General features: G+C 56.6%; 20 protein-coding genes and 1 riboswitch. Of the genes, 7 read left to right on the forward strand and 13 right to left on the reverse strand.

Going from position 1 to position 20,941, the window contains the following annotated elements:
• Window positions 1-9 precede the first annotated feature (9 nt).
• On the forward strand, window positions 10-672 hold the full coding sequence (locus HFD87_RS18015) for a DedA family protein (RefSeq protein WP_010249020.1): 663 nt from the start codon (window positions 10-12) through the stop codon (window positions 670-672).
• A 32-nt stretch (window positions 673-704) separates the two neighbouring features.
• Here HFD87_RS18015 and HFD87_RS18020 read toward each other — a convergent pair whose 3' ends face one another.
• Window positions 705-1,613 carry an AraC family transcriptional regulator gene (locus HFD87_RS18020; protein ID WP_010249021.1) on the reverse strand — a complete coding sequence of 303 codons (909 nt, stop codon included), beginning with the start codon at window positions 1,611-1,613 and terminating at the stop codon, window positions 705-707.
• Window positions 1,614-1,817: 204 nt separating this feature from the next.
• On the opposite strand from HFD87_RS18020, the gene dkgA reads away from it, so the two are divergent.
• Window positions 1,818-2,642, forward strand: coding sequence for a 2,5-didehydrogluconate reductase DkgA (gene dkgA / locus HFD87_RS18025; RefSeq protein WP_010249022.1), 825 nt, complete (start codon window positions 1,818-1,820; stop codon window positions 2,640-2,642).
• Between the two features lie 98 nt (window positions 2,643-2,740).
• Here the strand turns inward: dkgA and ftsP are convergent, their stop codons facing one another.
• The 4 genes from ftsP to HFD87_RS18045 form a co-directional block, all read right to left on the reverse strand.
• On the reverse strand, window positions 2,741-4,171 hold the full coding sequence (gene ftsP / locus HFD87_RS18030) for a cell division protein FtsP (protein ID WP_010249023.1): 1,431 nt from the start codon (window positions 4,169-4,171) through the stop codon (window positions 2,741-2,743).
• 141 nt (window positions 4,172-4,312) lie between these two features.
• The gene (locus HFD87_RS18035; RefSeq protein ID WP_010671121.1) at window positions 4,313-5,050 is read right to left on the reverse strand and encodes a 1-acylglycerol-3-phosphate O-acyltransferase; all 738 of its coding nucleotides are present in this window, start codon (window positions 5,048-5,050) and stop codon (window positions 4,313-4,315) included.
• A gap of 45 nt (window positions 5,051-5,095) precedes the next feature.
• Entirely contained in the window at window positions 5,096-7,369 is a 2,274-nt protein-coding gene (gene parC / locus HFD87_RS18040) for a DNA topoisomerase IV subunit A (protein ID WP_010671122.1), read from the reverse strand.
• 192 nt (window positions 7,370-7,561) lie between these two features.
• Complete coding sequence (locus HFD87_RS18045) at window positions 7,562-8,380, reverse strand: transporter substrate-binding domain-containing protein (RefSeq protein ID WP_167423748.1); 819 nt, start codon at window positions 8,378-8,380, stop codon at window positions 7,562-7,564.
• A 114-nt stretch (window positions 8,381-8,494) separates the two neighbouring features.
• Between HFD87_RS18045 and HFD87_RS18050 the strand changes: the two genes are divergently transcribed.
• Both HFD87_RS18050 and HFD87_RS18055 read left to right on the forward strand, forming a co-directional pair.
• Complete coding sequence (locus HFD87_RS18050; protein WP_010249028.1) at window positions 8,495-9,076, forward strand: NAD(P)H-dependent oxidoreductase; 582 nt, start codon at window positions 8,495-8,497, stop codon at window positions 9,074-9,076.
• A 48-nt stretch (window positions 9,077-9,124) separates the two neighbouring features.
• On the forward strand, window positions 9,125-9,433 hold the full coding sequence (locus tag HFD87_RS18055) for a putative quinol monooxygenase (RefSeq protein WP_031590861.1): 309 nt from the start codon (window positions 9,125-9,127) through the stop codon (window positions 9,431-9,433).
• Between the two features lie 296 nt (window positions 9,434-9,729).
• Here HFD87_RS18055 and HFD87_RS18060 read toward each other — a convergent pair whose 3' ends face one another.
• From HFD87_RS18060 to nudF, 6 genes are all read right to left on the reverse strand, one after another.
• A complete protein-coding gene (locus HFD87_RS18060) occupies window positions 9,730-10,629 on the reverse strand; it encodes a LysR substrate-binding domain-containing protein (RefSeq protein ID WP_010671124.1) in 900 nt (299 codons plus the stop codon).
• Between the two features lie 94 nt (window positions 10,630-10,723).
• Window positions 10,724-12,619, reverse strand: a complete 1,896-nt coding sequence (gene parE / locus HFD87_RS18065) for a DNA topoisomerase IV subunit B (protein ID WP_010249031.1) — start codon at window positions 12,617-12,619, stop codon at window positions 10,724-10,726.
• A gap of 49 nt (window positions 12,620-12,668) precedes the next feature.
• Window positions 12,669-13,250, reverse strand: coding sequence for an esterase YqiA (yqiA, locus tag HFD87_RS18070; RefSeq protein ID WP_022623881.1), 582 nt, complete (start codon window positions 13,248-13,250; stop codon window positions 12,669-12,671).
• Between the two features lie 3 nt (window positions 13,251-13,253).
• A complete protein-coding gene (gene cpdA, locus HFD87_RS18075; protein ID WP_022623882.1) occupies window positions 13,254-14,081 on the reverse strand; it encodes a 3',5'-cyclic-AMP phosphodiesterase in 828 nt (275 codons plus the stop codon).
• A 42-nt stretch (window positions 14,082-14,123) separates the two neighbouring features.
• A complete protein-coding gene (locus HFD87_RS18080; RefSeq protein WP_008925735.1) occupies window positions 14,124-14,549 on the reverse strand; it encodes a DUF1249 family protein in 426 nt (141 codons plus the stop codon).
• Entirely contained in the window at window positions 14,546-15,181 is a 636-nt protein-coding gene (gene nudF / locus HFD87_RS18085; RefSeq protein ID WP_033758832.1) for an ADP-ribose diphosphatase, read from the reverse strand. Before nudF ends, HFD87_RS18080 begins: the two co-directional genes overlap by 4 nt.
• A 213-nt stretch (window positions 15,182-15,394) precedes the next feature.
• On the opposite strand from nudF, the gene tolC reads away from it, so the two are divergent.
• From tolC to HFD87_RS18105, 3 genes are all read left to right on the forward strand, one after another.
• Window positions 15,395-16,861, forward strand: coding sequence for an outer membrane channel protein TolC (gene tolC, locus HFD87_RS18095; protein ID WP_010249035.1), 1,467 nt, complete (start codon window positions 15,395-15,397; stop codon window positions 16,859-16,861).
• A 142-nt stretch (window positions 16,862-17,003) separates the two neighbouring features.
• A complete protein-coding gene (locus HFD87_RS18100; protein ID WP_010249037.1) occupies window positions 17,004-17,675 on the forward strand; it encodes a DUF1190 family protein in 672 nt (223 codons plus the stop codon).
• Window positions 17,676-17,682: 7 nt separating this feature from the next.
• Window positions 17,683-18,843 carry a glutathionylspermidine synthase family protein gene (locus tag HFD87_RS18105; protein WP_022623884.1) on the forward strand — a complete coding sequence of 387 codons (1,161 nt, stop codon included), beginning with the start codon at window positions 17,683-17,685 and terminating at the stop codon, window positions 18,841-18,843.
• Between the two features lie 51 nt (window positions 18,844-18,894).
• Here HFD87_RS18105 and ygiD read toward each other — a convergent pair whose 3' ends face one another.
• Both ygiD and ribB read right to left on the reverse strand, forming a co-directional pair.
• Window positions 18,895-19,680: a 4,5-DOPA dioxygenase extradiol gene (ygiD, locus tag HFD87_RS18110; RefSeq protein WP_033758835.1), complete on the reverse strand. Its 786-nt coding sequence runs from the start codon at window positions 19,678-19,680 to the stop codon at window positions 18,895-18,897.
• Between the two features lie 234 nt (window positions 19,681-19,914).
• Window positions 19,915-20,571 (reverse strand): 3,4-dihydroxy-2-butanone-4-phosphate synthase, encoded by a 657-nt coding sequence (gene ribB / locus HFD87_RS18115; protein ID WP_031590879.1) that lies wholly within the window; start codon window positions 20,569-20,571, stop codon window positions 19,915-19,917.
• 110 nt (window positions 20,572-20,681) lie between these two features.
• A riboswitch (FMN riboswitch) is annotated at window positions 20,682-20,839 on the reverse strand.
• Between the last annotated feature and the right edge of the window lie 102 nt (window positions 20,840-20,941).

Here is a 20,941-nt window from a genome sequence, read left to right on the forward strand (position 1 = left end):
GAATAGCAAATGGGTGTTTTACACGAGATTGTCCACGCGCTCTGGCATCAGGATTTTGCCGCGCTGGCAAATCCGGATGTGGTGTGGGTGGTGTACGGCGTGATGTTCCTGACGCTGTTTCTGGAAAATGGGCTGTTACCCGCCTCTTTCCTGCCGGGCGATAGCCTGCTGCTGCTGGCGGGTGCGATGGTGGCAAAAGGGGTGATGGATTTTGTGCCGACGATGGTGATCCTCACCACCGCCGCCAGTCTGGGCTGCTGGCTGAGCTATCTGCAGGGTCGCTGGCTGGGGAATACCCGGCTGGTGAAGAGCTGGCTGATGCATCTGCCAGCGCAGTATCACCAGCGCGCCTGGAATATGTTTAACCGTCATGGCCTGATGGCGCTGCTGGTGGGCCGTTTTCTGGCTTTCATCCGGACGATCCTGCCAACCATGGCGGGCATTGCGGGCTTACAGAATGGTCGCTTTCAACTGTTCAACTGGCTCAGCGGCGTGCTGTGGGTCGGCATCGTCGTGACGTTTGGCTATGGCATCAGCCAGGTGCCGTTCATCAAGCGTCATGAAGATCAGGTGATGGCGATCCTGATGATACTGCCGATGGTGTTGCTGTTTCTCGGGCTGTTCGGCAGCATTCTGGTTATCTGGAAAAAGCGTCGGCAGAAACAGGCCTGACGTCAGCGCGTAGCATCAGGATCCGCCGCCACTCAGGCGGACGGATCCGCTACCGTCTGCCGCACACGATTCACCTCTTCCCCTGGCGTCACGCCAAAATAGCGCTTAAATTCCCGCGAAAACTGTGAGGGACTTTCATAGCCAACCCGCACCGCCGCCGCACTCGCTTTCAGTCCATCGTGCAGCATCAGCAATCGCGCCTGATGCAGGCGATATCGCTTGAGATACTGCAGGGGCGACGTCTGCGTGACCGCTTTAAAGTTATGATGAAAGGCTGAAACGCTCATGTTCACTTCCGCCGCCAGCGCATCGACGCTGAGGTTTTCCGCATAGTGATTCTCAATCCGTCGCAGGGCACGCGCGATCAGGCTGAATTGCGTCTGTCGGCTCACCAGTGAGAGCAGCGCACCACCAATCGGGCCAGTCAGCACGTAGTAGATAATCTCCCGCACGATGTGCGGCCCCAGCACCCGCGCATCGCGCGGCTGGGTCATCACATCAAGCAGCCGCTCAGCGGCACACAGCATCGGTTCCGTCAGCCACGCCGAGTGGATCCCCGAGGTCTGCGGCTGCGGCTGGAACTGATCGTCATCGCCGATTTCAATCAGCAGATCCTGCAGGCTGGCGGTATCGACATTAAGACACAGCCCGGCAATCGGCACCTCTGGCGAGGCCCAGGTTTCGCACTCCACCGGCAGCGGCACGGTGAGCATCAGGTACTTGCTGGCGTCATACTGAAACACCGTGCTGCCGAGATAGCCGGTTTTGCTGCCCTGAAACAGGATCACAATGCCGGGCTGATACATCATCGGCGTACGGGGACGATATTGATTAGCGTAAATCAGCGACACATTTTCGACCGGACAAAGACGGTCGTGACCATGGGTCATTAATGTGACGACCTGCTGCGCCAGCCGGTGACACAGGGCATCGTGCGCCATAGCGACTCCTTTTACGGGCAAAAAGCCAGTGTGCCGTGCGAATGCCTGAATCACCAGCAGCCTGGAGAATCAGGCAAGAAATTTACCGGATCGGGCATGACGGCAGAACCGCTGTTGTTGCCTCAGCTAAGCAGGCTGAGAATTGTTGGCTAGACTTAAGCACAGTGAAATCTCACGGATTAACCGCAACGGAAAGGAGCAACTATGGCAGACCAACCCATTATCAAACTGCGCGATGGCAATATGATGCCGCAACTCGGACTCGGTGTGTGGCAGGCCAGCATTGAAGATGCACGTCATGCGGTGCTGAAAGCGCTGGAGGTCGGCTATCGCTCAATCGATACCGCCGCCGCCTATAAGAATGAAGAGGCGATTGGCCAGGCACTGCAGGAAACTGACGTGCCGCGAGAAGAGATTTTCGTGACCACCAAACTCTGGAACGACGATCAGCAGAACGTTCAGCAGGCGATGGAAACCAGCCTGGAGAAACTGAAACTGGAGCAGGTTGATCTCTATCTGATGCACTGGCCGTGCCCGGAAAAAGACAATTATGTCGATGCCTGGAAGAAGATGATTGAACTGCAGCAGCAGGGGCTGACCAAAAGTATCGGCGTCTGTAACTTCCATGAGGCGCATCTGAAGCGACTGCTGGATGAAACCGGTGTCACGCCGGTGGTGAACCAGATTGAGCTGCACCCGATGCTACAGCAACGCACGCTGCATGCGTGGAACGCACTGCATCAGATCCAGACCGAATCCTGGAGTCCGCTGGCGCAGGGCGGCAAAGGGGTCTTCGATCAGGAGATCATCAAGTCGCTGGCGAAGAAATATGGCAAGACGCCGGCACAGATCGTGATCCGCTGGCATCTGGATAGCGGCCTGGTGGTGATTCCGAAGTCGGTCACACCAGCCCGCATTGAAGAGAACTTTAAGGTGTTCGACTTCCGTCTGGACAAGCATGAAGTGAGCGATATTGCGAAGCTGGACAGCGGCAATCGTCTGGGGCCGGATCCGGAAACCTTTAACTAAGGCTGGGCGTCACCAGGTGACCTCACCTTATCTGCCCTGCGGCTGGGGCAGCTAACGATTAACGCGGTCAGACGGGCTCTCCCTGCCTGACCGCGCTGTTATGCGCTGGGCTGCACCACCAGCTGACCGGCAGTACCGCGGTCGGCCAGTTCCAGCGTCTGACTGTAGTAGACGAACGGGAAGTGATCTGACGAACTTTGCGGGAAAGTGACCATCAGTTCCACGCTGCCATCGACCCACACCGTATCTTTCCAGCCACGATCTTCGCCCATCGGCTGTGCACCATTCACACTTTTAATCAGGAACATCACGCCCTGGATATGCAGCGACTGTGGCCGGTCAGCATGCAGGATCCAGCGCTCAAAGGTGCCCTGCTGTGCCGTGGTGTCAATGCGGCTCATATCCCAGATCGCGCCGTTAATGCCCGGCATGCTGTCACCGATGCGGAATTCACGGGTGCGAACCGCCACGCCATCCAGAATCTGATCGGCCAGCAGCCGCATCGGCAGATTATCCGTCACCAGCGGCAGCAAGCCGGTTGGCCGCAGCGTCAGGATCAGGGTTGACGTCAGAATGGAGGATGGCTCAAAGAAGCCGCGCAGCCGATCCATAATGCCCGCCGCCGTACCTGCGGTAATCGACACTTCATCGCCCTGCGACATATCCACCAGCACTTCGCGGCGTTCGCCTGGCGCCAGTGACAGGCGCTGCACCGCGACCGGCGCAGGCAGATAGCCCTGATCGCTGGCGATGACCATAAACGGGCGATTGTCGCTGAGCACCATCTCATAGCGGCGCGCATTCGAGGCGTTCAGCAGACGCAGACGCACCCAGCCGCGTGATACCTCCACAAACGGATTGCGTACGCCATTCACCAGCAGCGTGTCGCCCAGGAAACCACCATCCTGCGGCGGGTCATAGACCGGCGTGGCAAAGTTATCGAGCCGCTTGTCCTGAATGATAATCGGGAAGTCATCGACGCCGTAATGCTTCGGCAACGGCAGCTGCCTGCCAATATCATCTTCCACCAGCCACATCCCGGCCAGTCCGTTATAGATGTGCGGAGCCATGCGGTTCGGCGTGTTGGCGTGATACCAGCAGGTTGAGGCCGCCTGACGAATCGGCAGCACCGGCGACCAGTCGACACCGGCTGACATCATACGCGGCGCGCCACCCATCAGCGCACCCGGCAACTGCAGGCCGCTGATAGTCATGGAGACCGGCTCGTTCAGACGATTGCTGTAGATCAGCTTAACGTCATCGCCGCTGTAAACCCGGACGGTCGGGCCAAGATAGAGGCCATTAATGCCCCACACCGGCACTTTGTTGTTGTCGCCATTAAAAGACCAGTGGCTGCGCTGCATTGTCAGGAACAGCGGCTGGCCGCGACGGGATTCCAGCAACGGCGGAACCGGAAGTGGCGTGTCGCCATTAGCTGAAGAAGCGGCACGCGCCGCATGAGGTAGTACACTGGCGCTAAGCGCCGCTCCGGCAGAAAGCTGGATGAACTGACGTCTGCTGAAAGACATAAAACTTCTGACCCTTTACGCGTGGCGCTAAGCGCCGACCCTGTTTTTATTGATCTGTTTTTGCTGTGCTGCGTTCACGGCGGGCGGACGTGCCCCGCCGTGCGGCATCCCTGCAGGATAGTTCGGCGAATGGTTCGCCGGTCAGATATTTCCGTTTTTTTCGCGTTCTGCGACTTCGGCGTTCAGCTCTTCCAGCTTTGCCGCCATCAGTTCGCGACAGTGGGTCGCCAGCTTACGCACCGACGACGACTCGAAAGCCTTTACATCAATCGGTGGCAGCATCTCAACGATTACCAGCCCGTTTTTCCAGCGATTGAGGTTGATCTTGCCATGCGTGTTAGAGACCACAATCGGAATGATCGGCACACCCGCCGCCACAGCGGCGTGAAAGGCACCGGTTTTAAACGGCAGCAGGCCACGACCACGGCTGCGCGTTCCTTCCGGGAACATCCAGATGGAGATGCGCTTACTGTTAAACTCATCTACCAGCTGACCGATCGTGCCGCGTGCTTTTGCACGGTCATCGCGATCGATCAACAGGTTACCGGTCAGCCAGTAGAGCAGGCCAAAAAATGGCACCCACAACAGGCTCTTCTTGCCCACCGTCACCGTACAGGGCTGCACCATTTTAGCCGCGGTGACCATGTCGTAGTTGTTCTGATGGTTCGCGATGTAGATCGCATTACCATAATTCTCAGCACCTTCCGGTCTGCGCAGTTCTACTTTAAGGCCAAACACCGTCGACAGTTTGCCGAACAGATGGCCAAATGTGGCGACATGACGCGGATTGCGCGGTGAAAACAGACACCAGATACAGCCAGATATACAGACTAAGATCGAATAGATGACGACAATAATGGCACGCAGAATCAGTAACATAGTTCCCTCATTGAGCCACGGCTGACGCGGTGTCAGCCGGGTAGTTTACGCTTCGCTATCCGGGCTCGCCGGACGCGCAGGCGCATCCAGTTCAACACGATCAATTTTTTGCAGGCCGCGCGGTAACAGCGTGCCGCGACGTCCGCGATCGGCGCGGAATTTTTGTAGCTCTTCACTGCGCAGCAGCATTTTACGCTTGCCTACGTGCAGCGTGATAGCGCTGCCCGGCGGTAAAATCATCAGCCAGGCCAGTTTGTCCTGACCGGCGGCCGCTTCCGCGGATGGAATCGAGATGATTTTGTTGCCCTTGCCTTTCGACATCTGCGGCAGCTCCCCGACCGGGAACATCAGCATCCGTCCCGCCTGGGTGATCGCCAGCAGCATGTCATCTTCATGATGGACGGCCATCGGCGTCATCACGCGCGCGTTTTCCGGCAGCGTCAGCAGCGCTTTACCGGCGCGGTTGCGCGACACCAGATCGCTGAAGGTACAGATAAAGCCGTAACCCGCATCAGAGGCCATCAGCAGGCGCTGATCATCCGGCTCCATCAGCACCTGTTCAACTACCGCACCCGGCGGTGGCGTCAGCTTGCCGGTCAGCGGCTCGCCCTGCCCGCGCGCTGAAGGCAGCGACGTCGGATCCAGAGTGTAGCTGCGGCCGGTGGAGTCGATAAAGGCCACCGGCTGATTGCTCTTGCCGCGTGCTGCAGCCAGATAGCTGTCGCCCGCTTTGTAGCTGAGTCCGGCTGGATCGATATCGTGGCCTTTGGCGCTGCGCACCCAGCCCATCTGCGACAGCACAATGGTCACCGGTTCAGACGGCACCAGCTCGGTTTCGCTCAGGGCTTTGGCTTCTTCACGCTCACGCAGCGGCGAGCGACGATCGTCGCCGTAGCTGGCGCTGTCAGCCTGTAACTCTTTTTTCAGCAGGGTGTTCATCTTGCGTTCAGAGGCCAGCGTGGCCTGCAGCTGATCGCGCTCTTTTTCCAGCTCCGCCTGCTCGCCACGGATCTTCATCTCTTCCAGTTTTGCCAGGTGGCGCAACTTCAGTTCGAGGATCGATTCGGCCTGGGTTTCGCTGATGCCAAAGCGTGACATCAGGACCGGCTTAGGCTCATCCTCAGTACGGATGATCTCGATCACTTCATCGATGTTCAGGAACGCAACCAGCAAACCTTCCAGGATATGCAGGCGGCGCAGCACGCGATCCAGGCGGTGATTCAGACGACGTTTGACCGTATCGCGGCGGAACACCAGCCATTCGGTCAGGATCTCATGCAGATTTTTCACCGCCGGGCGGTTATCCAGCCCGATCATGTTGAGGTTAACGCGGTAGCTCTTTTCCAGATCGGTGGTGGCGAACAGATGGTTCATCACCTGATCGAGATCGACGCGGTTGGAGCGCGGAACGATCACCAGGCGGGTCGGGTTCTCGTGATCCGATTCATCACGCAGATCCTCCACCATCGGCAGCTTTTTATTGCGCATCTGGTTCGCAATCTGCTCCAGCACGCGCGCGCCCGACACCTGATGCGGCAGCGCGGTAATCACCGCCTCGCCCTCTTCCTTCTTCCAGACTGCACGCTGGCGAATCGAGCCGCGACCGGTCTGATAGATTTTGCGGATCTCGTCACGCGGCGTGATGATCTCCGCCTCTGTAGGATAATCAGGCCCCTGGACAATATCCAGCAGCTGTTCCAGCGTGGTTTTCGGCGAGTCGATCAGTGCGATGGCGGCCTGAGCCACTTCGCGCAGGTTGTGCGGCGGAATATCGGTCGCCATACCCACGGCAATCCCGGTGGTGCCGTTCAGCAGAATATTGGGCAGGCGCGCCGGTAACATCTTCGGCTCCTGCAGCGTGCCATCAAAGTTCGGCTGATAATCGACCGTCCCCTGACCCAGCTCACCCAGCAGCAGCTCGGCATATTTTGACAGGCGGGATTCGGTGTAACGCATCGCCGCGAACGACTTGGGATCATCCGGTGCCCCCCAGTTACCCTGGCCATCGACCAGCGGATAACGGTAGGAGAACGGCTGCGCCATCAGCACCATCGCTTCATAACAGGCGCTGTCGCCGTGCGGATGGTATTTACCCAGCACGTCACCTACGGTACGCGCCGATTTTTTGAATTTTGCGCTGGCGCTAAGTCCCAGTTCGGACATGGCGTAGACGATACGTCGCTGAACCGGCTTTAATCCGTCGCCAATGTAAGGCAGGGCGCGGTCCATGATGACGTACATCGAATAGTTTAAGTACGCATTCTCGGTGAATGTGTGCAGGGCAAGACGCTCTGCACCATCCTGAGTCAGTTCACTCATTAATTTCTCATCCTCACATCGTGGCCCACAACGGCGGGACACCCGGCGGTGGTTTGGCGAGGATAGTACCTTATTCGCTGGTGTTAGTCACAGGGGAAGCGCGGGAGAGCAGGCGTCCCGCCGCGCGATTTTATGTGCCGGAGGCACGCCGGATTCAGACCGGCAAGTGTCTGACCTCTCTGTGGAAGTGGCTCAGGGCTTTGCGCCCATCCACTGGCGGGCAATGTCACGATATTCGCCGGTGGCTGTGCTGAGATGCAGCCACTGATCGACATAGAGCTTCCAGCTGATATCGTCGCGCGGAATCATGTAAGCCTTCTCGCCATACTGCAGCGGTTTGTCGGGATTGATCGCACAGAGCGTCGGGTAATGCTGCTGCTGAAAACGCGCTTCAGAGGCATCGGTGATCATCACATCCGCCTTGTTGTCCACCAGTTGCCGGAAGATGGTGACGTTATCGTGGAACAGCGTCAGTGAGGCCTTTGGCAGGTGGCTGTGCACAAAGGCTTCGTTGGTGCCGCCTGCCGGTTCAATCAGCCGCACGTCAGGCCGGTTGAGCTGTTCGATGGTCTGGAAGCGATCTTTATCGCTGCAGCGCACCAGTGGGATTTTGCCATCCACATCCAGAGGCCGGGCGAACCAGGCGGTCTGCTGGCGTTTCAGCGTGACGGAGACGCCGCCGACGGCGATATCACACTGCTTTGCCAGAAAATCGGGCATCAGGTTTTTCCAGCTGGTTGGCACCCACTCCACTTTCGCGCCGAGCGAGGTAGCCAGCGCGTTCGCCATGCTGATATCCAGCCCTTCATACTGATCATCGGGTCGCAGGTAGCTGTAAGGCTTGTAATCGCCGGTGGTGCAGACCTTAAGCGTTTTAGAACTGAGGATGGTGTCGAGATGAGATTGTGCCTGGACAGCACCGGTGGCCAGCAGCAAAGAGAGGACAATTTTTTTCATTTTGCATTTTTCTATAATTGTTTTCACAGTGAGTTTGCCTGCAGATGGTGCCATAAACCGGCGCATTGTTGCTTCCACAGCAAAAGTGTTGTGATCAACCTCCCATTTTTCTGCGACCGCAGCGCGCGTAAGCTAAGCGCCATATTCAGGAAATGAGGCAAATAATTCATGAGCAAGATTTTAATTATCGATGGCGGCAAAACCTTTGCCCACTCTAAAGGCGAACTGAACCACACGCTGACCGACGTTGCGGCCAGCCAGTTGCGTGACATGGGGCATGAGGTGTCTGTGACCCTGGCTGACAGCGACTACGTGGTCGCCGATGAAGTGCAGAAATATGTCGATAGCGATGTGGTGATTTATCAGATGCCAGGCTGGTGGATGGGCGAGCCGTGGACCGTGAAGCGTTATATCGATGAAGTCTTTACCGAAGGCCACGGCTCGCTCTACGCCAGCGATGGCCGTACCCGTTCTGATGCGGCAAAGAAATATGGTTCCGGCGGTCTGCTGCAGGGCAAAAAATATATGCTGTCACTGACCTGGAACGCGCCGCTGCAGGCCTTTACCGATCCGGAGCAGTTCTTTGAAGGCGTCGGCGTCGACGGTCTTTATCTGCACTTCCACAAAGCCAACCAGTTCCTGGGCATGGAAGCGCTGCCGACCTTTATCTGCAACGATGTGATTAAAGCGCCGGACGTGCCACGCGATATTGCCGCTTATCGGACCCATCTTAGTCGCGTTTTTGCGTAAGATGGCTGGGGGATACCCCCTATTTTCCCATGAAAGAGGAATTCGCGAATGTTAACAGTCGTTGCTGAAATTTGTGTCAAACCCGGTCGCCGTCAGGCTGTGCTGGATGCGGTGAAAAAACTGATCCCGCTGGTTTTAGAAGAAGATGGCTGCCATCAGTATGACGCGCTGCTGGACCATCAGGCGCAGGTGCCGTGGAAGCAGAACTCGCCGGACTCCATTTTTATGCTGGAACAGTGGGAAACGCTGCGTCATCTGGAGCAGCATCAGCAGATGCCGCACATGGATGCGCATCGCGCCATCATTAAAGATGATGTGGTGGATGTGAAGATTCTGGTGCTGGAACCCAGCGCCTGATTCGTGCTGAAGGCTTAACCCCTTTTCGGTAAAAGGGGTCAAGGCTGCTGACAACCTCAAACCTGAGTGCCTCTGGCAGCAATGAATTAGCTCAACGCGAAGGGAACACGGTCAGAAGAGGAAAGCGTCCCGCGCCAGGGATGGCGCGGGTAGAGCGACCAGGGACTGGCTTGAGCGCCTTTCCGATCTGACCGTGTTCCCTGTGCAAGCACAATCTCACAGCGAATCCGGCCAGACTTGCCAGCATCTCCAAACCCCTGCCCTATGACAGGGGTTTTTTATTATGGCAGGAGAGATCATAGCAGCTGACGCCGATCAATCTCGGTGCGGAGAAAATCCAGAAAGCAGCCGATGCGCGAAGAGAGCGTGGTGTTGCGGTAATAGACCGCATGCACCGGCAACCGCAGCTCGCGGGTTTCAGCGGGGAGAACCGGCACCAGCCGGCCTGCCGCGCAATCTTCCCGGCTGACAAAGTCGGAGAGGCGTGCGATCCCCTGTCCTGCCAGCGCCAGTTGCCGGATGGTTTCGCCGCTGGAGGCAGAGATTGTGGGCTTAATGCGCATGAAATCGCCATCAGGCTGCCAGATCGGCCAGACGTTGTGCGCCTCAAGATGGCTGAAGCCGATGATTTGATGCTGCGCGAGATCGGCCACGCTCTGCGGGGTGCCCGCTTTCGCCAGATAGGCCGGACTGGCCATCAGCCGGATCGCACTGCTGCCAAGCATCCGGGCGCGCAGCGTAGAGTCGCGCAGTTCGCCGATGCGAATGGCAATATCCGTTTGCTGCTCCAGCAGATCGATCAGGATATCGTCGGTATTCAGTTCAAGCTGGATCAGGGGATAGCGGGCGCGGAAATCGTCCACCAGCGGCACAATCACATGCAGCATAAAAGGGGTGGCGGCGTTTACCCGCAGCCGCCCTGACGGCATCTCGCGCCGCAGGGCTATCTGCTCTTCGGCCTGCTCAACCGAGGCCAGGATCTGTCGCGCATGCTCCAGAAAAACCTGTCCCTCTTCGGTCAGCGCCAGCCGTCGGGTGGTGCGATGCAGCAGGGTGGTCTGCAGCTTGCTCTCCAGCCGGGACAACGCCCGGCTGATGCCCGAACTGGTCTGCGCCAGCTGGGATGCCGCCGCGGTAATGGAACCGCTGTCCACCACCGCCACCCAGGCGCGTAATTCTTCCAGGGTAATTTTCACAAGGATTACTGTCTCTGCTCTGAATCTGCCGGGTTCTCCGGGGATGTGCTGGCTGAAGCACAAAGAGAACAGGACGCTTTCGCGTCCTGTTTTTTTACACTTCGATATCGGCCTTGTCGCCTTTTTCCTGCAACCAGTTACGCCGGTCTTCGGAGCGTTTCTTCGCCAGCAGCATATCCATCATGCGCAGCGTCTGATCGATATCCTCTTCACTAATGGTCAGCTGTACCAGACGGCGGGTATTCGGATCCAGCGTCGTTTCGCGCAGCTGTAAGGGGTTCATCTCGCCCAGCCCTTTAAAGCGCTGAACGTTAGGTTTGCCCTTTTTGCGTTTCAGCTGCTCCAGCACGCCCTCTTTCTCATCTTCATCCAGCGCGTAGTAGACCTCTTTTCCGAGATCGATACGGTAGAGCGGCGGCATGGCAACGTAGACGTGTCCGTTTCTGACCAGTGAACGGAAATGTTTCACGAACAGGGCACACAGCAGCGTGGCGATGTGCAGACCATCCGAGTCCGCATCCGCCAGAATGCAGATCTTGCCGTAGCGCAGCTGTGAAAGATCTTCGCTGTCGGGATCGATGCCGATCGCCACGGAAATATCATGCACTTCCTGCGACGCCAGCACCTCATCGGAAGAGACTTCCCAGGTGTTAAGGATCTTGCCCTTAAGCGGCATGATCGCCTGATATTCACGATCGCGCGCCTGCTTGGCCGAGCCGCCTGCCGAGTCCCCTTCGACCAGGAACAGTTCTGTTTTATTCAGATCCTGCGCGGTGCAGTCCGCCAGCTTGCCCGGCAGCGCCGGACCGCTGGTGAGCTTTTTACGCACCACTTTTTTGGCTGCCCGCATACGTCGCTGGGCGCTGGAGATCGCCAGCTCAGCCAGCTGCTCTGCGATCTGGATATTCTGGTTCAGCCACAGGCTGAAGGCATCTTTTACCACGCCAGAGACAAAGGCTGCGCACTGACGTGAAGAGAGGCGCTCTTTGGTCTGCCCGGCGAACTGCGGATCCTGCATTTTTACCGACAGCACATAGGCGCAGCGATCCCAGATATCTTCAGCGGAGAGCTTCACGCCACGCGGCAGAATGTTGCGGTATTCGCAGAACTCGCGCATCGCATCCAGCAGCCCCTGACGCAGGCCGTTGACGTGAGTCCCGCCCTGCATGGTCGGGATCAGGTTAACGTAGCTTTCAGTTAACAGCTCGCCGCCTTCCGGCAGCCACAACAGCGCCCAGTCAACCGCTTCCACATCGCCAGCAAAGCTGCCGACAAACGGTTTTTCCGGCAGCGTCGGTAAGCCATTCACCGCTTCGCACAGGTAGTCAGTCAGGCCATCTTCGTAGCACCAGGTCTGTTCGGTATTGTTCAGCTTGTCTTTAAAGACAATCTCAACGCCAGGACAGAGCACCGCTTTGGCTTTCAGCAGATGTGATAAGCGTGACACCGAAAAACGTGGGCTGTCGAAGAAGCTTTCATCGGGCCAGAAATGGACGCGCGTGCCGGTGTTGCGTTTAGCCACCGTGCCGGTAACCGTGAGATCCTGGACTTTGTCGCCATTCTCAAACGCCATGTCATAGATTTCGCCATTACGGCGCACCGTGACTTCGACGCGTTTTGACAGGGCGTTAACCACCGAGATACCAACGCCGTGCAGGCCGCCCGAGAACTGATAGTTTTTATTGGAGAACTTGCCGCCCGCGTGCAGACGACACAGGATCAGCTCGACGGCAGGCACGCCCTCTTCCGGGTGAATATCCACCGGCATGCCGCGGCCATCATCAATAACTTCCAGCGACTGGTCAGCGTGCAGAATCACTTCAACCCGCTTCGCGTGGCCGCCCAGCGCCTCATCGACGCTGTTATCAATCACTTCCTGACCCAAATGGTTGGGTCGCGTCGTATCGGTGTACATCCCCGGGCGACGGCGAACAGGCTCAAGGCCAGTCAGGACCTCAATGGCATCCGCGTTATAGTTAGATTGACTCATCGTAAATGTCTGATTAGAAGGGTGAAATGGGGTGCGATTTCCGCATTACTCAGGGATGATTCAGACCGAGAAAGTCCAGAATCTGCAGGAAATGGCGCTCGAATCCAGTAAATGCATGATTTCCGCCCTCTTCTACCGTGTGACGGCACGCGCTGTAATAGTCGAGCGCCTGACGGTAATCGAGAACTTCATCGCCGGTCTGTTGCAGCAGCCAGAGTAAATCGGGCGCTTCCAGCGGTTCAATCTGCATTACTTTCAGATCGTAAATGTGGCGTGACTCTAACACATATTGCTGGCCGGTGTAGGGATTCTGATTTTCGCCCAGGAAATCCGCCAGCAGCTCAAAAGGCCGCACCGCAGGATTGACGACCACAGCAGGCAGCATAAAGCATTGCGACAGCCAGGTAGCGTAATAACCGCCCAGCGACGAGCCCACCAGCCCCAGCGTTTCGCCGCTGCGGCTCAGTACCAGATCTTCCAGCATTGCGGCGGCATCGGCCGGAAACGTCGGCAGCTGGGGCACGATCATTTCGATCTCCGGATGCTGCGCCTCTAACCATTGCCGGAACTGCGTCGCCTTAGCCGACTGCGGCGAGCTGTTAAAACCGTGCAGATAGAGTAATGCCGCCACGCGTCAGTATCCTTCTGAGTCTAAATCGGGACGAAAAGCGTCGGTGTCGAGCCGGTTAACCTCGGTCTCAAGGCCGCCATCCGGATACAGCGTGAACCAGCGCCAGCCTGGTGCCACGGTGTCGATCGTAAAGCTGGTGCAGTGCGGTTTGAACTGAACGCAGGTTGAAGGGGTGGCCAGCACACGACGACCGTGCCACTCAAGATCCAGCTCCTGGTGAATATGACCACAGACCAGCGTCCGGGCTAACGGGTAATGCTGTAACACCGCATCGAGCTGATGTGAGTTGCGCAGGCTGTGCTGATCGAGCCAGGTACAGCCAGAGGCCAGCGGATGGTGGTGCAGCAGCACCAGCGTGTGACGTTGCGGATAGCGGGCCAGCGCGTTATCGAGCCACTCCAGCTGATAATCGCTCAGCATCCCGTGCGGCACACCCGAGACCTGGCTGTCCAGCAACACAATCTGCCACTGTTCACCCACCAGCACCTGCTTGTGGGCATTGATATGAGCGGCTGCCAGCGTGTCGAACATCGCGGGCTGAAAATCATGATTACCGGGCAGCCAGACGCAGGGCCGCGGCAAACGTGAGATGCCCTCAGCAAAATGCTGATAGGCTTCGATAGAGTGATCCTGGGCGAGATCGCCGGTGGCGATAATCAGGTCGTAGTCGCGATGTTGCGCAATAATCGCATCCAGCACCGCTTTATAGCTCGACCAGGTGTTCACCCCAAGCAGCGATTCATGTTTTCCCGCGAACAGGTGGGTATCCGTGATTTGCAAAATCCTGATTTCGGAACCGTTCGCTGCAGGAAGAGTTAGCAGGCTATCCAAAGCGTTTCCTTCGTCTCCACGCCATTTACTGCATTATACGCATCAGCAGACCGGAACTGCCATCGCACCATGTGCCAGGCAGTAGCGCAGCCAGTCTGCGAGAAACTGGTTTATCTGATGTTTTTCATCGCGCTGATGCAATTTTTTATTAGGATAATCATAGCGCGCTTTGAAACGATAGATCTGTTGAGTTGAACACACTTCGGCGACCATCGCATCGTGATAGAGCCTTACCGACATCGAGGGCAGACTCCAGTAACTCACGGCAGGCGCGACCTGGCGGATCTCCACCAGCGTGGTGTAGCGTGTGGACTCCTGGATCGTCAGCTGATAACGGGCGCCACTCACCTGATAGATCACCGATTCTCCCGCCTCATCGTTACGCGGCAGCAGGCGGCGTAACTGGGCGAAATTGGTTTCGCAGAGCCGCATCATTTCGGGAAAGTCAGGGGTATAGCGCTGTTTCATTTTTGTATCCACTCTTCGCGTAGTTTCTCATGGTGCAACGCCAGCCATTGCAGGGCGATGACAGACGCCGCATTGTCAATTATCCCCTCTTCCACCCAGCGGTAAGCCTGTTCGCGGCTCACCACATGGACAAGAATATCCTCATTCTCTTCCTCCAGACCATGGCATCCCTCTGCCTGGCTGGCATCCACTTCCCCAATCAGCACCGACAGACGTTCGCTGGTGCCGCCAGGGCTGGCCAGATAGTTAAGCATGGGCTTAATCCGGCCGACCTCTAATCCTGCTTCTTCAACGGCTTCACGGCGCACGACCTGCTCAACAGATTCACCGGGCTCAATAATGCCGGCGACCATCTCCAGCAGCCAGGGCGAAACACTGCTGTCATAAGCCGGGATGCGGATCTGTTCAATCAGCACCACTTCATCGCGTAAGGGATCATAAGGTAGCAGCACGGCGGCATGTCCGCGCTCAAAAACTTCGCGCTGTACTTCCCCACTCATTTCGCCGTTAAACTGGCGGTGGCGGAAGCGATAACGTACGACGGAAAAAAAACCATCATAGACGGTTTCGCGTGCAATAATTTCTACATCGTTTTTTGTGAAAGTCACAGGGGATTTTTTTTCTTCCGGCATCATCGGGTTCCTTATGCAGATTGGGGTGGAGCGAAAAAAGCCTGTAACCGTGCTCCATGTAAGTGGTTCTTTCTGAATTATTTACGTAAATTAGGGGGAGAAGGCACGTTCAGCCAACTTATCTCACAGTTGCCCTCTGCTAGAATCGGCGATAATTTTTTGGCTTACCCGGCAGCGCACCCACTGCAATTTGCTGCAACAAAAGGAATGCAAATGAAAAAACTGCTCCCATTTTTTATTGGGCTGAGCCTGGGCGGTTTCAGCTTCGCCAGCCAGGCCGAAGACCTGCTTCAGGTTTATCAACAAGCACGTCTGAGCAACCCGGATCTGCGCAGCGCCGCTGCCGATCGCGATTCTGCCTTTGAGAAAATCAACGAAGCGCGTAGCCCATTATTACCCCAGCTCGGCCTGGGTGCAGACTACACCTATAACAACGGCTATCGCGACAGTAGCGGTCTCCATTCCAACACGACCAGCGGCTCGCTGCAATTAACCCAGACTATTTTCGACATGTCGAAATGGCGCGCACTGACCCTGCAGGAAAAAGCTGCCGGTATTCAGGATGTGACCTATCAGGTGGCGCAGCAGGATCTGATTCTGAACACCGCGACCGCCTACTTTAACGTGCTGAAAGCGATTGATACCCTTTCTTACACCGAAGCGCAGAAACAGTCGATCTATCGCGAACTGGATCAAACTACCCAGCGCTTTAACGTTGGTCTGGTTGCCATTACTGACGTACAGAACGCCCGTGCGCAATATGACAGCGTGCTGGCTAACGAAGTGACCGCGCGTAATAACCTTGATAACAACGTCGAAACGCTGCGTCAGATCACCGGCATGGACTACATGTCGCTGGCGTCGCTGAGCATTGATCGCTTCAGAACCGATAAGCCCGAACCGGTCAGCGCGCTGCTTAAGCAGGCGGAAAGCCGTAACCTGTCGCTGCTCTCTGCGCGTCTGAACCAGGATTTAGCCCGTGAGCAGATCCGCTCAGCTGAAGCTGGTCACATGCCGACGCTGGGTCTGACGGCCTCTACCGGCATGTCGAACAGCAAATATGGCGGCAGCCGTGCGAACCAGAGCCAGGGGTCTACTGACTCCATTACCGGTTCTAACCAGGTGGGTCTGAGCTTCTCACTGCCACTCTATAGCGGCGGCAGCGTCACCTCTCAGGTGAAACAGGCGCAGTACAGCTTCGTCAGCGCCAGTGAATCACTGGAAAGCGCGCACCGCTCTGCGGTTCAGACAGTCCGCTCATCGTTTAACAACGTGAATGCTTCTATCAGCAGCATCAACGCTTATAAACAGGCCGTGGTCTCTGCGCAAAGCTCTCTGGATGCGTCAGAAGCGGGCTATCAGGTTGGTACGCGTACTATCGTTGATGTGCTGGATGCAACCACCGTGCTCTACAACGCTAAGCAGCAGCTCTCTGATGCGCGCTATAGCTATCTGATTAACCAGCTGAATATCAGCTATGCGCTGGGTACGCTCAATGAGCAGAGCCTGCAGAAACTGAACAGCCAGCTGGGTAAAGAGATCCCGACCTCACCGGAAACGGTAGCACCGGAAAATGCACAGCAGACCGCGCGCGTGGATAGCGGTCCGGCGGCAACCGGCTCTTCTGAGGCAGCGCGTCCTGCGGCTCGCCACAGCAGCGGTAATCCTTTCGGTAATTAATGAGCGGACGGGCTGCTTTGCGGCCCGTCTCTCTGTTGAACGTATAACTAAGTAAAGATCCCTGTTGTATCAGGCCTCCAGCTTCAATTTTACCCCCCCATCCCCTATTCTATGCGCTACCTTTGGGCACAGGATAATCATAATGAAACGCACAAAATCTATTCGCTATGCCGCTTTTCGCAAAAGCTGGCAGGCACGCCATTTAACGCCCGTTGCTATCGCCGTTTCGGCGGTATTTATGCTGGCTGGTTGTGAACAGAACGACGAAACAGTTTCGATGTACCAGAATGCCGATGACTGTTCAAAAGCCAATCCGGGCCAGAGTGCGCAATGTACTACCGCATTCAATGAAGCCAAAAAAGAGGCGGAACGCACCGCGCCTAAATATGCCACGCGTGAAGATTGTGTCGCTGAATTTGGTGAAAACCAGTGTCAGCAGACACCGGCTCAGGCGGGCGTGGGCACCACTAATGCCGAATCGCAGCAGAGTGGCGGCAGCTTCTGGATGCCACTGATGGCAGGTTACATGATGGGTCGCATGATGGGCGGTGGTTCGGGCTTTGCACAGCAACCGCTCTTCTCACCGAAAAATGCCCGCAGCCCGGCCAATGGTCAGTTTGTTGATGCATCAGGCCGTAATTATGGTGCAGCAACATCCGGCAAAAGCATGACCGTGCCGAAAACGGCGCTGGCACCAAAACCGGCTACCACCTCCACCATTACCCGTGGTGGCTTTGGTGAAACCGTCGCGAAGCAGAACAGCATGCAGCGTAGCAGCGCCAGCGGCACTTCCAGCCGCTCAATGGGAGGCTAACGCCCCGATGGAACGCATTGCCATTTCAGAGCGCCCAGGCTGGCGCGAAAAAGCCACCGAGTTCGGTTTTCGTTTTCACACCATGCATGGTGAACCCTACTGGTGTGAAGATGCTTATTATCAGTTCACACTGGCGCAAATCGAGCATCTGGAAGAGGTGACCGCTGAATTACATCAAATGTGCCTGCAGGTGGTGGAAAAAGTGGTTAACAGCGAAGCGTTGCTGGCTAAATTCCGCATCCCCAAACACACCTGGGACTTCGTGCGCGATTCATGGCATCAGCGTCAGCCTTCGCTTTACTCTCGTCTGGATCTCGCCTGGGATGGCAAAGGCGATGTAAAGCTGCTGGAGAACAATGCCGATACGCCGACCTCGCTGTATGAAGCGGCATTTTTCCAGTGGCTGTGGCTGGAGGACCAGCTTAACGCCGGTCAGCTCCCCGCAGGCAGCGATCAGTTTAATAGCCTGCAGGAAAAGCTGATTGAACGCTTCGCCGCGTTACATCAGCAGCACGGCTTCAACTGGCTGCACTTCGCCTGCTGCCGTGACACCGACGAAGATCGCGGCACCGTGCAATATCTTCAGGATTGCGCCACCGAAGCGGGACTGCCGAGTGAGTTTCTCTACATGGATGAAATTGGACTGGGCGAAAAAGGGGAATTTACCGACGCCCAGGATCAGGTGATTAGCAACCTGTTCAAGCTCTATCCGTGGGAATTCATGCTGCGTGAGATGTTCTCCACCAAGCTGGGCGATGCTGGCGTGCGCTGGCTGGAACCGGCCTGGAAAAGCATTATCTCGAATAAAGCCTTGCTGCCGCTGCTGTGGGAGATGTTCCCGAATCACCCTAATCTGCTGCCCGCCTGGTTCGCGGAAGATGACGTGCCGCACATGGACAAATATGTGGTGAAGCCGCTGTTTTCACGTGAAGGTGCCAACATTCGCATCGTGGAAAATGGTCAGGAGATCGCCCGCGTCGATGGGCCGTATGGCGAAGAGGGAATGATCGTCCAGCAGTTCCATCCGCTGCCTAAGTTTGGCGACAGCTATACGCTGATCGGCAGCTGGCTGATTGACGATCAACCGGCCGGTATCGGCCTGCGGGAAGATCGCGACCTGATCACGCAGGATCTTTCCCGTTTCTATCCGCACGCTTTTATCGGTTAATGCACCGCGATAATAACAGGCCAGCTTCTGGCCTGTTTTCTTCTGGCTTCCCTAACCTACCTGAACCGACAACATGCTGATCGCACCCATCTCCATGCCATCAACCGGAATGCTGATGGCGTCATCCGGCTGACGTGCGCCAAGTACATAGAGCAGCGGCAGATAGTGCTCAGGTGTTGGATTAGAAAGCGCCGCACCAGGATGATCCATAAAGTTAACCAGCGGATGAGAAGCAGCATCGCTCTGCACCGCCAGGTTATCGCGGACAAACTGTTCAAAACTGCTGGCCCATGGATAAACTTCGCTGTTGCCATCCCAGCGCACTTTACGCAGGTTATGTACCACGTTGCCGCTGGCGACAATCATCACACCCTGATTGCGCAGTGCAGCCAGTTTCTGACCCATCTCAAAGTGCCATGCCGCAGGTTTGGTGCCATCAATGCTTAGCTGGACCACCGGAATATCGGCCTCCGGATACATCTTGATCAGCACACCCCAGGAACCATGATCCAGTCCCCACTCGTGATCCAGCGTCACCGCAACGGGCGCTAACTGCTCCACCAGCTGCTGCGCCAGTTCAGGCGATCCCGGTGCCGGATAGCGCGTATCAAACAGCGCCTGCGGAAAGCCCCCAAAATCATGAATGGTCTCAGGCTGTGCCATTGCCGTCACGGCGGTGCCGCGCGTATACCAGTGCGCAGAAACCGCAATAATCGCGCGTGGACGTGGCAGAGTATCGCCCAGGTGACGCCACGCGGCGGTATAGCGATTCTCTTCAAGGGCATTCATCGGGCTGCCGTGACCCAAAAACAGCGCTGGCATTCGTAACTGGCTCATTCGTGATCCCCGGGATCGAGTATTTGATAGCCATTACGATACGCGCATCCGCTGCTTTATCACGCGGATAACCATGATGGTGATCATCAGGAAATTTGAATGAAATTTAACGTGGCAGGTTTAACAGCGTTTCGACATGAAGGAAAGAGGAGTAGTCAGCGGTCAGGCCGCGCCATTCCGGGTGTCAGGACGATAAACAGGCCCGGGAGGGGCCTGTTTATCGCAGCAGCCAGATTAGCTGGCGTGGCGTGTTTCGTGCGCGCGACGCCAGGCGATCAGATCTTCAATGGTCACCACCGGCATGTTGTGCTGACGGGCGAACGCAATCGCTTCTGGCGCATGAGCCATGGTGCCATCGTCGTTGGTCAGTTCGCACAGCACACCTGCGGGCTTAAAGCCGGCCAGGGTGACTAAATCAATAGTCGCTTCGGTATGCCCGCCACGGGTTAATACGCCGCCTTCGCTGGCACGCAGCGGGAAGACATGACCAGGGCGATGCAGATCGGTGGGTCTGGCATTGTCGGCAATGGCGGCGCGGATGGTGGTGATACGATCCTGCGCGGAGACGCCCGTGGTGACGCCTTCTGCGGCCTCAATGGTCACGGTGAAGCCAGTGCCGAAAGAGCTGGTGTTGTTTTCCACCATCATTGGCAGATCGAGCTGCTGGCGACGCGCTTCGGTCAGGCAAAGGCAGACGATGCCGCTGCCGTGACGGATAGTCAGTGCCATCTGTTCAACGGTCATGGTTTCTGCGGCGAAGATCATGTCGCCTTCGTTTTCGCGATTTTCATCGTCGAGTACCATCACACCGCGTCCCTCACGCAGGGCGGCGATAGCACGTTCTACACGCTGTTCAGGCGTGCCAAATTCAGAAAGTAGCGTCTGATTCATGGTAATAAAAACCTTAAAATGTATGGGTTACCAGAATCAGGGCGTGCTTAGGAGTGACGTCAAAAAGACGTGGCAATAACGTGAAGCAGACACAATTGTCCGACAGATGTCGTTACCCTCTCCCATCCGGACTGTAACCGTCGGCCCCGGAATTACACCGGATCTGCTGACCTTTACCTCTCTTTTCATCAAGATAAAGCGCTCGCGGGCTTTCAGCCGAAGCTGATTTACCGCCGGTGGGGAATTGCGCCCCGCCCTGAGAATAAGCACTTTAACTATAACGCCGATCGTTTGAGGCGGCAATCATCAATAGCGCAATTGCTTTTGCATTTCCTGCGTTACCGATTTGAGGTTTATCCTTTTCATTTCT

Source organism: Pantoea sp. EKM21T (assembly GCF_011800405.1).
Classification (GTDB): domain Bacteria; phylum Pseudomonadota; class Gammaproteobacteria; order Enterobacterales; family Enterobacteriaceae; genus Pantoea; species Pantoea agglomerans.

Excerpts from the sequence above, each read along its gene's own strand:
- HFD87_RS18045 (WP_167423748.1), bottom strand. The coding sequence starts at position 8,380 with ATGGCACCATCTGCAGGCAAACTCACTGTGAAAACAATTATAGAAAAA.
- HFD87_RS18020 (WP_010249021.1), bottom strand. The coding sequence starts at position 1,613 with ATGGCGCACGATGCCCTGTGTCACCGGCTGGCGCAGCAGGTCGTCACA.
- tolC (WP_010249035.1), top strand. The coding sequence starts at position 15,395 with ATGAAAAAACTGCTCCCATTTTTTATTGGGCTGAGCCTGGGCGGTTTC.
- HFD87_RS18100 (WP_010249037.1), top strand. The coding sequence starts at position 17,004 with ATGAAACGCACAAAATCTATTCGCTATGCCGCTTTTCGCAAAAGCTGG.
- HFD87_RS18055 (WP_031590861.1), top strand. The coding sequence starts at position 9,125 with ATGTTAACAGTCGTTGCTGAAATTTGTGTCAAACCCGGTCGCCGTCAG.
- parE (WP_010249031.1), bottom strand. The coding sequence starts at position 12,619 with ATGAGTCAATCTAACTATAACGCGGATGCCATTGAGGTCCTGACTGGC.
- ygiD (WP_033758835.1), bottom strand. The coding sequence starts at position 19,680 with ATGAGCCAGTTACGAATGCCAGCGCTGTTTTTGGGTCACGGCAGCCCG.
- HFD87_RS18105 (WP_022623884.1), top strand. The coding sequence starts at position 17,683 with ATGGAACGCATTGCCATTTCAGAGCGCCCAGGCTGGCGCGAAAAAGCC.
- HFD87_RS18015 (WP_010249020.1), top strand. The coding sequence starts at position 10 with ATGGGTGTTTTACACGAGATTGTCCACGCGCTCTGGCATCAGGATTTT.
- HFD87_RS18080 (WP_008925735.1), bottom strand. The coding sequence starts at position 14,549 with ATGAAACAGCGCTATACCCCTGACTTTCCCGAAATGATGCGGCTCTGC.
- parC (WP_010671122.1), bottom strand. The coding sequence starts at position 7,369 with ATGAGTGAACTGACTCAGGATGGTGCAGAGCGTCTTGCCCTGCACACA.
- HFD87_RS18050 (WP_010249028.1), top strand. The coding sequence starts at position 8,495 with ATGAGCAAGATTTTAATTATCGATGGCGGCAAAACCTTTGCCCACTCT.
- HFD87_RS18035 (WP_010671121.1), bottom strand. The coding sequence starts at position 5,050 with ATGTTACTGATTCTGCGTGCCATTATTGTCGTCATCTATTCGATCTTA.
- nudF (WP_033758832.1), bottom strand. The coding sequence starts at position 15,181 with ATGCCGGAAGAAAAAAAATCCCCTGTGACTTTCACAAAAAACGATGTA.
- dkgA (WP_010249022.1), top strand. The coding sequence starts at position 1,818 with ATGGCAGACCAACCCATTATCAAACTGCGCGATGGCAATATGATGCCG.
- ribB (WP_031590879.1), bottom strand. The coding sequence starts at position 20,571 with ATGAATCAGACGCTACTTTCTGAATTTGGCACGCCTGAACAGCGTGTA.
- ftsP (WP_010249023.1), bottom strand. The coding sequence starts at position 4,171 with ATGTCTTTCAGCAGACGTCAGTTCATCCAGCTTTCTGCCGGAGCGGCG.